Source organism: Brevibacillus sp. YAE8, assembly GCF_057543335.1.
On record NZ_BAAIYG010000030.1, the window covers coordinates 1 to 12,610 of the forward strand.

Genomic DNA, 12,610 nt, shown 5'->3' on the forward strand with positions numbered 1-12,610 from the left:
AGTACTCGGTGTTGCTACAACGCAATCTCTTCACTTTGTGGGGTACTTTGGAGGCTTAGCTCAGCTGGGAGAGCATCTGCCTTACAAGCAGAGGGTCGGCGGTTCGATCCCGTCAGCCTCCACCACTTGTTGTTGAACTGAAAATGGGGAGATAGTGAAGTGGCTAAACACGGCAGACTGTAAATCTGCTCCCTCCGGGTTCGGCGGTTCGAATCCGTCTCTCCCCACCATTTTTGGGGTATAGCCAAGCGGTAAGGCAACGGACTTTGACTCCGTCATTCCTAGGTTCGAATCCTAGTACCCCAGCCACGTGCGAGCCATTAGCTCAGTTGGTAGAGCATCTGACTTTTAATCAGAGGGTCGAAGGTTCGAGTCCTTCATGGCTCACCAGTTTTTACCTTTTATAAAATATGTGCCCTTAGCTCAGCCGGATAGAGCGTTTGACTACGAATCAAAAGGTCGGGAGTTCGAATCTCTCAGGGCACGCTTCCTTACTTCCAAAAGTGAGGAGAAGCGCTGTAAAAACAGAAAAATCGGGAAGTAGCTCAGCTTGGTAGAGTACTTGGCTTGGGACCAAGGGGTCGCAGGTTCGAATCCTGTCTTCCCGACCATTTTTCCCCGCACTTGTTGCCGGGTTTTTGTTTTCTAACTAAAATTGCGCGGGTGTAGTTCAATGGTAGAACTCCAGCCTTCCAAGCTGGTCGCGTGGGTTCGATTCCCATCACCCGCTCCATACGTATTGCCTAAAACGAGTAGCCGATTCGGTTGCTCGTTTTTTTCATAGGTAAAGACTGCTCCCATTCCATTTTGAACGACGTTAGGCCAGACGGGTTATTTATGCAAAATCCTGTCGAGTTGAGTCATTTCGCGATCGGAGGCTACAATATAGGGGTGGAGCAACAACGATCGAAGGAATGGGGGCGTCTACATGAACAAGAACATGAGTATTGTCGGTGTACCGATGGATCTGGGTGCAGACCGTCGTGGAGTAGATATGGGACCAAGTGCAATCCGTTACGCAGGTGTTGTAGCTCGTTTGGAGAAAATGGGCTTTCATATCGAGGACCGTGGAGATATTTTTGTAACACGACCTCATCGGTTTACGGAAACAGAAAACCATAAGTACTTGGATGAGGTTGTGGAAGCGAATGAAAAGCTTGCTGATGTTGTAAGCGATATCATGACGGCAGGCCGTTTCCCGCTCGTGCTGGGGGGCGATCACAGCATTGCTTTGGGAACGATTGCAGGTGTCGCCAAGCACGTGAAAAATCTCGGGGTCATCTGGTTCGATGCGCACGGAGACTTGAACACAGGAGAGACTTCTCCATCGGGAAACATCCACGGGATGCCGCTGGCGGCGAGCCTTGGCTATGGACATAAGCGTTTGACGAACATCGGCGGATTTGCGCCAAAGCTGCAGCCTGAAAACGTGGTGATTATCGGGGCGCGCGACCTCGATCAAGGCGAGCGCGATTTAATCAAGCGCATTGGCATGAAAGTGTTCACCATGCACGAGATCGACAAGCTGGGAATGGCTCGCGTGATGGAAGAAGCGATTGCCCACGTGTCCAAAAACACCGATGGCGTACACTTGAGCCTGGATTTGGACGGACTGGACCCGCATGACGCGCCAGGAGTAGGAACCCCGGTTATCGGCGGTATTTCTTACCGGGAGGGGCATGTCTCCCTGGAGATGCTGGCTGACGCTGACATTCTCTGTTCCGCAGAATTTGTGGAAGTAAATCCGATCCTCGACCGTGAAAACATGACAGCGCGCGTCGCAGTCGCGTTGATGAGCTCTGTATTCGGCGATAAACTGCTGTAACCAATCGTTGTCCGAGAACAAAAAGAGAGGCAAAAATCGCCTCTCTTTTTGCTTTTTACGCATCTTTACATTGGTGGGAGAAAGAAGTACATTCTAAGGATGGAGATGTAGTTCGTTTAATAGATGGTCAAGTTGCACGCTTAGGGCGACTAATTCAGGAGTGATGGTTGCCTGCTTCTTATACTGATCGTTGAGCTCTTTGCGTAGCTGCTCGATCTGGAGGAGAACGTCCTGCTTCGACATACGTCCCACTCTCCTTTCCAACTGAGGGATGAAAGAGTTATCATCAATAATATATAGAGGTAGGCAGTTACCTTATTCCTCTATTTCCCAACAAATTACCTGCACAAACACGCATTTAGAACGAAACCATTTGCAGTATCATCCGTATATAGGATTACGGTATTGTGGGGAGGATCGCATGGATTTTGTAGAGAAACGGTTGACTCAGCGAGCGAAGCGTGGAGACCGTGAAGCATTTGCGGAGTTGATCGAAATTTATAAAGACAAGATATTCCAACTTGCTTATCGCATGGTGGGAAACCGTCAGGATGCGGAGGACATCGCGCAGGAGACTTTTTTGCGCGTGTATGCCAATCTGCATTCGTACGATGACAGCTACAAGTTCTCCACGTGGATCTACCGGATCGCGACCAATCTATGTATCGACCGTGGCCGTAAAAAAAGACCTGACTTTTCATTGGATGAAGAAACCGAACCAGGACAGGGAATGGACTGGTATTCGCGCCTGTCTTCTAGTGAGAAAACACCGGAAGACAAAGTCGTGACGCAGGAGCTGCAGGAGACAGTGCAGAGTGCTCTGTCCCAGTTGCAGCCGAAATATCGCTCGATTATGATCTTGCGCTACATTGAGGACTTGTCGTTGCAGGAGATCAGCGATATCGTAAAACTTCCCATTACGACGATCAAGACACGCATTCACCGAGGACGGGAAGCGTTGCGAAGCAAGTTGCGATTGATGTGAGAAAGGAGAAAATCACGATGGAATGCCGGGAAATGATTATTCTCATCCACGAATATTTGGATGGGGACACTGATGAATTAGCCAATCAGCATTTGCAAGCACATATAAAAACTTGTGCGAGCTGCCGCCAGCATATGCACGAGCTGCAGCGGGCCATCGCTTTTGTACAGAGCGCTTCACATATTCATGTTTCTCCTGATTTTACGGCACGTGTACTCGCCCAATTGCCTGCGCCGACGAAGGCCAACCTGTTTTCAAGCTGGCTGCGGAACCACCCGTTTTTGACAGCAGCAGCGGTGTTTTTGTTCCTCATGACTGGCAGCTTGTGCGCGAACTGGTTTGACCGCGATAATACGTTGCAGGTATCTTCAGCCAACATGGATAAGTTGAAAATAGATCGGCAACGCAATGTCGTAGTGGTACCAGCCGGAACGAGCATTGATGGAGATTTGGTGGTGCGCAACGGCAACGTGGATGTTCAGGGGCAAGTAAAAGGAAATGTCGTGGCCATCGAAGGAAAAGTGTTCGTGGCCTCTACCGCTCAAGTGGTAGGCAATACCGAATCCATTGAAGCGATTTTCGATTGGATCTGGTATGAGGTGAAAAATATTGGAAATGACTTGCTTCCGATCTTGCCATAAGAGAAAATAGAGAGTACAGCTATCAACAGCACGGCAGTGGAGCCGTGCTTTTTCCGCAGGAGACAGGCTGACCTTATTTAGATGGAGCGAGATATGGGGGCTTCGTTATGATATCGATGGATTATGGGGATTTACTGCGGTATGGAACGGATATTTTACTCGTTACATACGTGATTTATAAAATTATTATGCTCATTCGGGGGACGCGAGCGGTACAGTTGCTGAAGGGGATCATGGTGATCGTCATCACCTGGCTGCTCAGCAAGTACTTCCAACTGACGACACTGCACTGGTTGATGTCGCAAGCTTTTACCTTCGGGGTACTGGCTGTGGTCATCATCTTCCAGCCGGAATTGCGTCGCGCGCTGGAGCAGCTTGGTCGAGGCAAGCTCTTTTCCCGCTCCAGCAGCCTGCAAGACGATGACATGGTGAACCGTGTGGTGCAAGAGGTGTGTAAATCGGTCACCTACATGGCAAAGCGGCGGATCGGGGCCTTGATCGTCATTGAGAGAGAGACGGGGCTGAACGATTACGTAGAGACGGGCATCGCGATCAACGGACGCGTGAGCTCGGAGCTGCTAATCAACATTTTCATTCCGAATACGCCTTTACATGACGGGGCCGTCATCATGCGCAAGGACGTCATTTTGGCTGCTGCCTGTTACCTTCCGCTGTCTGAGAACAACTCCATCTCGAAGGAGCTCGGGACTCGCCACCGCGCGGCAATCGGCGTCAGCGAGGTCTCGGATGGCATGTCCATCATTGTTTCGGAGGAGACAGGACAAGTGTCTTTTGCCGCGCATGGCGCGATGAACCGAAATCTGACGGAGGCGCAACTGGCAGAGATGCTGACCGAACAGCTCCAGCCTCTGTCAAAGGGCAAGTCCATTGGCAGTCGTTGGCAATGGAGGCGAAAACATGGATAAGTGGTTGAACAGTCATTGGTTTGCACGGGCCGTAGCGCTGCTTTTGGCTGTCATGATGTGGATGGTCGTCAACCTGGAGACAGAGCAAACACCGACTCCGGAAGCGAGCCAGCCCGTCTTTATTGACGGTGTGACCTTGCATGTCAAGTACGATACAGACCGTTTTCAGGTCGTCAAGCAGCAGCGAACGGTAAAGGTCGCATTGGAGAGCAACAACCCGTTCTACCGGCATAACTTTTTCCCGGCTGATTCGATGGAAGTGTACGTCGATGCCACCAATTTAGGAAAAGGGACTCACAGGGTGCCTGTCCAGTACAAAGGGTTCCCCGATGAGGTGAAAGTGGGCATTATTCCGAACATCGTGGAAATCACCCTGGAAGAGAAGAAGACGGTGGAACGGGAGGTTACGGTGGAAAAACTGGGGCAAGTAGCTCCTGGCTATACCGCAGGAGAACCGATCGTCAAGCCGTTCCGGGCACTGGTCAGAGTGCCGGAAAGCCAGGTAGACAAAGTGGCGGCTGTCAAAGCGTCTGTCGATCTGGAAGGGGCTACTTCTGCGATTAAGACTACAGTCCCACTGAAAGTAGTGGACAAGTCAGGAAATGTGATTCAAGGTGCGGATGTCATTCCGCTTACTGTAGAAGTAAATATCCCGGTCACGAGTCCTTTTGTGAAAGTGCCGATCAAATTAAACTTGACGAATGAAATGCCGAATGGCTATAGTTTGGCTAGTATGGATATGAATGTGGATGAGGTGACCGTTTTCGGTCCGAAAGAGGTCATCGACGCCATGAAGGCGAACACCTATCCGGGTCCGGAAATCGATCTTGCCAACATTACATCAGATCGCCTTCTGGAGCTAAAGATACCGTTAATGGATAACATTGTGAAGGTAGAACCGGAGTATCTCAAGGTATCGCTGAAAGTAGTTCCGTCCACAACCAAGCGTTTGGAGAAAATCCCGATTCGCATCAGCGGGTTGTCAGAGACTATGCAAGCCAAGGTGTTGTCCACCGATGGCCAGGAGTTGTCTACAATTGACTTTGAAGTAATCGGCGCGGCACAGGTGCTGGATCAATTGAGACACGAAGACTTGCAGGTCGTAGCAGATGTTAGCAACATGCCGGCTGGTGTGTACGAGGTACCTCTGAATTACATTTTCAATCAGCCGGATTATATCAAGACTTCTGCGAGCGCACCGAAAAAGGTCACAATCGAAATCACGAACAAGCAAAGGTAGACATAAGCTGTTGTGTGCACAAGGAAGGAAATGAGGGACAAACATGGGGAAGTATTTCGGAACAGACGGTGTACGTGGGGTTGCCAATACACAATTGACACCCGAGCTGGCATTTAAAATCGGACGCGTTGGCGGCTACGTTCTCACTAGACACAAGCAGGAAGGCAAACCAAAAGTGGTGATTGGGCGCGATACGCGCATTTCTGGACAGATGCTGGAAAACGCGCTTTTGGCTGGCTTGCTCTCGGTTGGAGCAGAAGTGGTCAGATTGGGTGTCATCTCCACCTCAGGCGTGGCGTATCTCACGCGTGCACTGGGTGCGGATGCGGGTGTCATGATCTCCGCCTCCCACAATCCGTTTCCGGATAACGGAATCAAGTTCTTCGGCAGCAACGGTTTCAAACTGTCCGACGAAGTGGAAGCAGAAGTAGAGCAGTACTTGGATGCGGCAGAGGACACTTTGCCAAGGCCGGTAGGAGAACAGATCGGTACGGTATTGGAATTCCTCGAGGGGGGGCAAAAGTACCTCTCTCACCTGAAAAGTACCGTATCCGAGCGTTTTGACGGCTTGAAGGTCGTTCTGGACTGCGCCAATGGAGCTGTCTCGTCGCTTGCCGCCCGTCTGTTTGCAGACGTGGACGCAGAGGTGATTACGATCGGGGCCAACCCGAACGGGGTCAACATCAACGAGCAGTGCGGTTCTACCCATCCTGAGCGTCTTCAGGAGGAAGTGCTGAAGCACAAGGCCGATCTGGGTCTTTCCTTTGACGGGGACGCAGACCGCTGTATCGCGGTTGACGAGACAGGTGAAATCATCGACGGCGACTACATCATGGCGATCTGTGCGCGCGCGCTGAAAGCAAAAGGAAAGCTCAACAACAATACAGTCGTGACGACCGTCATGGCCAACATGGGCTTTTTCAAAGGGATGGAGGAGTGCTCCATCCATACAACGAAAACCGCTGTAGGAGACCGTTACGTGGTCGAGGAGATGCTGCGCGGCGGCTACAACCTCGGCGGCGAGCAGTCCGGCCACATCGTCTTCCTGGACTACAATACGACAGGTGACGGGCTTTTGACAGGCTTGCAGCTTTTGAACATCATCAAGGAGTCGGGCAAGCCTTTGTCCGAGCTGAAACAGGTGATGGTCAAGTATCCGCAACTGCTGATTAATGTCCGCGTAGAGGACAAGTCGAAGCTGAACGGCAACGAAGCGATCGAGCAGGCCATTCGCGAAGTGGAGGAAGAGCTGGCGGGCAACGGACGCGTGCTGGTTCGTCCATCCGGCACAGAGCCAATCGTGCGCGTCATGGCAGAAGGCCCGGATGCTGCGCAACTGGAAGGGCTTGTGCATCGCATCGTTGACGTGGTAAAACAGCAACTGGTGTAAAAAAATGTTTCGGGGAGTGGTGCGACGCCACTCCCTTTTGCATACATGTAAATGACGAAGGTGTTGTCGCTCCTCTCAATCTGTGGTACAGTGTTCATGTGCATGCACGCACGATTTGAAAAAATTGGAGGAGATCGGACGAAGACAAAGCGGATACGAGGATCGGAAAACAACTGTCGTAAAGCGCCAGCACTGCGGCTGCCCGACATGGAGCCCAGTGGACGAGGTGGAGGTTTATCGAAGGATTCGGCGGGTACCTCCCGGCAGCAGTATCACTGCCGCAGAACGCAAGGACAAAGCACCAGGGTGATCTGGTGGACAAAACTTTGCGTATGATACGTTTGTAGCCACGGACAAAGGAAAAAACATAGATCATAAACATGGAATGGCGGGGGCACTCCCCCGTACCATTGGTTTTGGGTTGTGTCCCCGTCAATATGGAAGGGGATCATACACTTATGTGCGGAATCGTTGGATATATTGGAGATAAACAAGCGCAAGACATCGTGATCGGAGGCCTGCGCAAGCTGGAGTATCGCGGTTATGACTCGGCGGGAATCGCGGTAGTGAACGACAACGGCCTGGAGCTGGAAAAGGCGCAAGGACGTCTGGCTGTGCTGGAAGATCGTCTGGCGTCGAAGCCGCTTGCCGGTTGCATGGGAATCGGGCACACACGTTGGGCGACGCACGGAAAGCCGTCTGACGAGAACTCCCACCCTCATACGGACGCAAAAACGTCTTTTGCCGTCGTTCACAACGGGATTATCGAAAACTTCCTGCCGTTGAAGGAAGAGCTGCTGGCAAAAGGCTACACGTTCACTTCCGAGACAGATACCGAGGTCATCGCTCACCTGCTCGCAGACATGTACGACGGGGATATCGTGTCCACGGCGCGTCGCGCTGTGCAACGCATGCGTGGCGCTTATGCGCTGGGAATCATGACCGAGCATGAACCAGATAAGCTGGTAGCCGTTCGTCTGGCCAGCCCGCTGGTAGTCGGCGTAGGCCAGGGCGAGAGCTTTATCGGCTCGGACATCCCGGCTATCCTGGAGCATACCCGCGACGTTTACATTTTGAACGAAGGCGAAATGGCTGTTTTGACGCGCGACGGCGTGGAACTGATGGACGCAGAGACCGGAGAGAAAATCGAGCGGGAGCTGTTCCATGTCGAGTGGGATCTGGTTCAAGCGGAAAAAGGCGGCTACGATTCCTTTATGCTCAAAGAAATTTACGAGCAGCCGCAAGCGGTTCGCGACACGATGGGCGCCCGCATTGACCACGAGAACAAGCGCGTGATTTTGCCTGAGTTGAAAATGAGCGATGCCGAGCTGGCGGCGTACGACCGCATCTACATCGTCGCTTGCGGTACCTCCATGCACGCAGGTCTGGTCGGAAAAGACGTCATCGAAAAATGGACCCGCGTACCTGTAGAGGTAGCGGTGGCTTCCGAGTTCCGTTACCGTGATCCGATCTACACGGACAAAACTTTGATGATCGTCATCAGCCAATCCGGGGAGACAGCAGACACGCTGGCTGCGTTGCGTGAAGCGAAGAAGAGCAACGTGAAGGTACTCGCGATCACAAACGTCGTGGGCAGCTCGGTGGCTCGCGAGGCAGATGAAGTGATCTTCACCTGGGCCGGTCCCGAGATAGCGGTAGCTTCGACAAAAGCGTACACCTCCCAAGTGGTAGCTCTGTACCTGTTCAGCCTGTATCTGGCGCAGGTAAAAGGCACGCTTGCGGCTTCTGAGGTAGCAACTGTCGTGGAACACCTGGAGACCATTCCTGGAAAAATCGCAGCCATGCTCGAAGACGCTGAGCAGGTTCGCCACTTTGCCGAGAGCACAAAAGGGGTAAACAGCCTGTTCTTCATCGGCCGCGGCCTGGACTATGCGGTGTCGCTGGAAGGCTCCCTGAAGCTCAAGGAGATCTCCTACATCCACTCCGAGGCATACCCGGCTGGTGAATTGAAGCACGGTACTCTTGCGCTGATTGAAGAGAACGTACCAGTCGTCGCATTGGCTACACAACCAGACATCTACGAAAAAATGGTGAGCAACATCGTGGAAGTAAAAGCGCGCGGCGCCCACGTCCTGGGCTTCGCGACCGAAGGCAACCACGACCTGGCGAAGAGCGTGGACGAAGTGATCTACATGCCAGCCACCCTGCCAATGCTCACACCGATTCTGACCGTCATTCCATTGCAATTGCTCGCTTACTACGCATCCGTCGCGCGCGGCCTGGACGTGGATAAACCACGGAATTTGGCGAAGAGTGTGACGGTGGAGTAAGAGGATTTCCTACAGCATAGATTTACATCATGACTCCATTTTGGGGCTGCCTTCGGGTGGCTCCTTTTTATTTTGGGAAAATGAGTTAGGAGCGAGCAAATGGCCAAGCGCAACTGGAAAATTACTGGTGCCAAGATCGAAAAATATATTAAGAGGTCAAGGTATCGGCAAAGACTATTTGCCTTGGTTGAAGATACAAGATATTCCATTTGGGGGAAGAGCAACTCGCGGAACAGAGATATTTCCGGTTAGCGTGCAAATGAGCGTTCTTTCTCTATCGCCTGGTCGTCGTTTTTCTGTTTGTGGAAACGGGATCCGGAGGACTTGTGCTGTTGTAAAACTGGAAACTGAAAATGTGATAAAAAATGTTATTGAAATCGCTAGACCTGACGGATGGTCCATTTCGACATTAATTCTTACCCCTAGGGATCGGAGTACTAGGATAGGAAGATCGAGTATTACATCGGAATCTTGCTTGAGGGACTTGTAAACAAAAGCGGCCATTGGGATCAAGATGTGCTGGATCAGTGTATTAATTTGGATATCGAGAAATTAAGGCATTATCAAAAGGATTCTGTGGAGAGATGGGCCTATAAATTGGTGGGGAAATTATAAATTTTTTTCGTAGTGAAATATAATGGAGAGAGGTTTCAGTCATATTATTTGGCAATTTCCTAGTAGTATTTATTTTCTCATTGCTCTTATTCCAATTCGTGGCGCATGCTAATTGGTACTATGGTATACTACAATAGAACTAGCCCAATAAATTACAAATTACCTAAGATTTAATATAGATTGGAGCTTAACGTGATGCTAACAGGAGAAATTCGCAACAAGGTAGATAAAATATGGACTGATATGTGGGCCGGGGGAATTACCAACCCGTTGACTGTAATCGAGCAGCTTACATACCTGATGTTCATTCGTTCCCTGGACGAAAAGGAGCTGGAAACGGAAAGCTTTGAAGCATTAAGCGGTCAGGAAATGCCAAAGATCTTTCCACAGGATGAAGACGGACAGTCGATGCGTTGGAGTAAGTTCAAAACCAAAGATGCTCGTGTAATATATGATATTGTCGGCACGAAGGTTTTTCCGTTCATCAAATCGATGAACGGTGAAAATACGTCTGCCTTTTCCCGCTATATGCAAGATGCGATGTTTTTGATTCCGACGCCGCAGATTCTGCAAAAGATCATTACCGGTTTGGACGAGCTTTACGAGCACGACATTAAGGATTTGGACATGCAGGGCGATCTGTATGAGTATATGTTGGGCAAGCTGGCTACAGCCGGTCAAAACGGGCAGTTCCGTACGCCCAAGCACATCCGCGACATGATGGTGCGACTGCTTGCTCCTACCCCGGATGACAAGATCTGTGACCCGGCTTGTGGTACAGCGGGTTTTCTGGTCTCGGCAGCAGAGTATATCCGGGAAACGTATGAATCGGAAATGACCAGTGAGCAATGGGAGCATTTTGCCAGCGACATGTTCACTGGTTTGGACACAGACCGTACTATGTTACGTCTTTCTGCGATGAATCTGATGCTACACTCGATTACCAATCCACATATTGATTATGTAGATAGTGTTTCCAAGCAAAATGAGATTGCTGCTGCTTACGATATAATCCTCGCAAATCCGCCTTTTACGGGAACGGTAGACGCGGAGAGTATCAATGATAACCTGAAAACGGTTTGTGAAACCAAAAAGACCGAGCTGTTGTTTGTCGCGCTCTTTTTACGGATGCTGCGCAACGGTGGACGTTGTGCATGTATCGTACCGGAGGGGGTGTTGTTTGGGACAACTAAGGCACACAAGGCTTTGCGTAAAGAGTTGGTGGAGAACCATCAACTGCAGGCCGTGATCTCCATGCCGAGCGGGGTGTTTAAGCCGTATGCAGGGGTAAGCACTGCTGTGTTGATCTTTACGAAAACGGGCGCTGGTGGGACGGACAAGGTTTGGTTCTATGATATGAAAGCGGATGGGTATTCTTTGGACGATAAACGCTCTCCAATTGAGGATAACAATATTCCTGATATTCTTGCACGCTTTCATAATCTCCAAGGTGAGGCGGATCGTAAGCCGACGGAGCAGAGTTTTCTGGTGGACAAGTCTGCGATTGAGGAAAATGGGTATGATTTGTCTATTAACCGATACAAAGAGGTTGTGTATGAGAAGGTGGAGTATGATGTTCCTGAGGTAATTATGGGAAGACTGGATAAGCTGAACCTGGATATTGCAACGAAGATGGAGGAATTAAGGGGGCTTATCGGTGAGTAAGTGGGATGTTGTTAGATTGAGTGAAGTTATCTCGCTATCTAGTGGAAGGTTCTTACCGAGTAGCAAAAGGGTAGATGGAATTTACAATGTCTATGGTGGAAATGGAGTTAGTGGGAATCACAATGAATATTTTATCGATGATCCAACTGTTGTAATTGGAAGAGTTGGCGAATATTGTGGCTGTGTACATGTGACAGAACCTAAAGTATGGGTTACTGATAATGCTTTATATGTAACTAACTACTTAAAAGATATCGAATTAAAATATCTATGTTACGTATTGCAAAATAAAAATTTAAATCGTTATGCAAATAAAAGTGGACAACCATCAATTTCACAATCATCAATATTAAAACAAGAGATCCCTCTCCCCCCACTCGAAACCCAAAAACAAATCGCCAAAATCTTGGACACCGCAGCAGAACTGCTTGCCATGCGCAAACAGCAGCTTGCGGAGTTGGAGAATCTGATTAAATCTGTTTTTAATGAGATGTTTGGTGATCCTGTTACGAATGAAAAAGGATGGAAAGCAGAGGCAGGGAGTCAGATATACGTATTTTCTAGCGGCAAGTTTAATCCTTCCCATCAATTAGATGATTCTTATGAATACCCTTGTTATGGCGGTAATGGGATTACTGGTCGAAGCAAGGAGTATCTTATTGATTATCAAACACTGGTAATAGGCCGGGTAGGCGCTTACTGTGGCAGTATCCATCTTACCAGTCAAAAGTCATGGATCACGGATAATGCAATTTACTTGAAACAATACGATAAAAGTAAATTTGAATTGGAATTCCTGAAAATGCTCTTTACCGAGCTCAACTTTAATCGATTTGCCGATTTTTCCGGCCAACCCAAAATTACCCAAAAGCCATTGTTAGAATTGAGTTATATTTGTCCGCCAAGATCTTTACAAACGAAATTTGCAACGATCGTCACCAGAATCGAAGAACAAAAATCCCTAGTAAAAAAAGCACTCGAAGAAACCCAATACCTATTCGACAGTCTAATGAGCCAGTACTTCGAATAATC

At 49.6% G+C, this 12,610-nt stretch carries 10 protein-coding genes and 7 tRNA genes; 16 read left to right on the forward strand and 1 reads right to left on the reverse strand.

What is annotated here, in order from left to right:
• Positions 1–49: 49 nt before the first annotated feature.
• From AC27IT_RS23430 to rocF, 8 genes are all read left to right on the forward strand, one after another.
• Positions 50–125, forward strand: a tRNA-Val gene (locus AC27IT_RS23430).
• Between the two features lie 20 nt (positions 126–145).
• Positions 146–230: transfer RNA gene (locus AC27IT_RS23435), tRNA-Tyr, on the forward strand.
• Positions 231–234: 4 nt separating this feature from the next.
• A tRNA-Gln gene (locus tag AC27IT_RS23440) sits at positions 235–309 on the forward strand.
• A 5-nt stretch (positions 310–314) separates the two neighbouring features.
• Positions 315–390 (forward strand) — tRNA-Lys (locus AC27IT_RS23445).
• A 22-nt stretch (positions 391–412) separates the two neighbouring features.
• Positions 413–486, forward strand: a tRNA-Arg gene (locus tag AC27IT_RS23450).
• Positions 487–534: 48 nt separating this feature from the next.
• Positions 535–611: transfer RNA gene (locus AC27IT_RS23455), tRNA-Pro, on the forward strand.
• 48 nt (positions 612–659) lie between these two features.
• Positions 660–733, forward strand: a tRNA-Gly gene (locus tag AC27IT_RS23460).
• A 195-nt stretch (positions 734–928) separates the two neighbouring features.
• Positions 929–1,825 carry an arginase gene (rocF, locus tag AC27IT_RS23465; RefSeq protein WP_005832279.1) on the forward strand — a complete coding sequence of 299 codons (897 nt, stop codon included), beginning with the start codon at positions 929–931 and terminating at the stop codon, positions 1,823–1,825.
• 93 nt (positions 1,826–1,918) lie between these two features.
• Here the strand turns inward: rocF and AC27IT_RS23470 are convergent, their stop codons facing one another.
• Positions 1,919–2,068 (reverse strand): aspartyl-phosphate phosphatase Spo0E family protein, encoded by a 150-nt coding sequence (locus tag AC27IT_RS23470; RefSeq protein ID WP_005832277.1) that lies wholly within the window; start codon positions 2,066–2,068, stop codon positions 1,919–1,921.
• A 178-nt stretch (positions 2,069–2,246) separates the two neighbouring features.
• On the opposite strand from AC27IT_RS23470, the gene sigW reads away from it, so the two are divergent.
• The 8 genes from sigW (at position 2,247) to AC27IT_RS23510 (ending at position 12,608) form a co-directional block, all read left to right on the forward strand.
• Positions 2,247–2,810, forward strand: coding sequence for an RNA polymerase sigma factor SigW (gene sigW / locus AC27IT_RS23475; RefSeq protein ID WP_221843659.1), 564 nt, complete (start codon positions 2,247–2,249; stop codon positions 2,808–2,810).
• Positions 2,811–2,827: 17 nt separating this feature from the next.
• The gene (locus AC27IT_RS23480; RefSeq protein ID WP_005832273.1) at positions 2,828–3,451 is read left to right on the forward strand and encodes a zf-HC2 domain-containing protein; all 624 of its coding nucleotides are present in this window, start codon (positions 2,828–2,830) and stop codon (positions 3,449–3,451) included.
• A 107-nt stretch (positions 3,452–3,558) separates the two neighbouring features.
• Positions 3,559–4,377, forward strand: a complete 819-nt coding sequence (gene cdaA, locus AC27IT_RS23485) for a diadenylate cyclase CdaA (RefSeq protein ID WP_007780837.1) — start codon at positions 3,559–3,561, stop codon at positions 4,375–4,377.
• Entirely contained in the window at positions 4,370–5,617 is a 1,248-nt protein-coding gene (locus AC27IT_RS23490) for a CdaR family protein (RefSeq protein ID WP_005832269.1), read from the forward strand. The genes cdaA and AC27IT_RS23490 overlap by 8 nt, the downstream gene beginning before the upstream one ends.
• Positions 5,618–5,660: 43 nt before the next feature.
• Positions 5,661–7,007, forward strand: coding sequence for a phosphoglucosamine mutase (gene glmM / locus AC27IT_RS23495; protein ID WP_005832267.1), 1,347 nt, complete (start codon positions 5,661–5,663; stop codon positions 7,005–7,007).
• A gap of 458 nt (positions 7,008–7,465) precedes the next feature.
• Entirely contained in the window at positions 7,466–9,298 is a 1,833-nt protein-coding gene (gene glmS / locus AC27IT_RS23500) for a glutamine--fructose-6-phosphate transaminase (isomerizing) (protein ID WP_025845657.1), read from the forward strand.
• Positions 9,299–10,108: 810 nt separating this feature from the next.
• Positions 10,109–11,578 carry a type I restriction-modification system subunit M gene (locus AC27IT_RS23505; protein ID WP_025845659.1) on the forward strand — a complete coding sequence of 490 codons (1,470 nt, stop codon included), beginning with the start codon at positions 10,109–10,111 and terminating at the stop codon, positions 11,576–11,578.
• Positions 11,571–12,608, forward strand: coding sequence for a restriction endonuclease subunit S (locus AC27IT_RS23510; protein WP_025845661.1), 1,038 nt, complete (start codon positions 11,571–11,573; stop codon positions 12,606–12,608). Before AC27IT_RS23505 ends, AC27IT_RS23510 begins: the two co-directional genes overlap by 8 nt.
• The last annotated feature ends 2 nt before the right edge of the window (positions 12,609–12,610 follow it).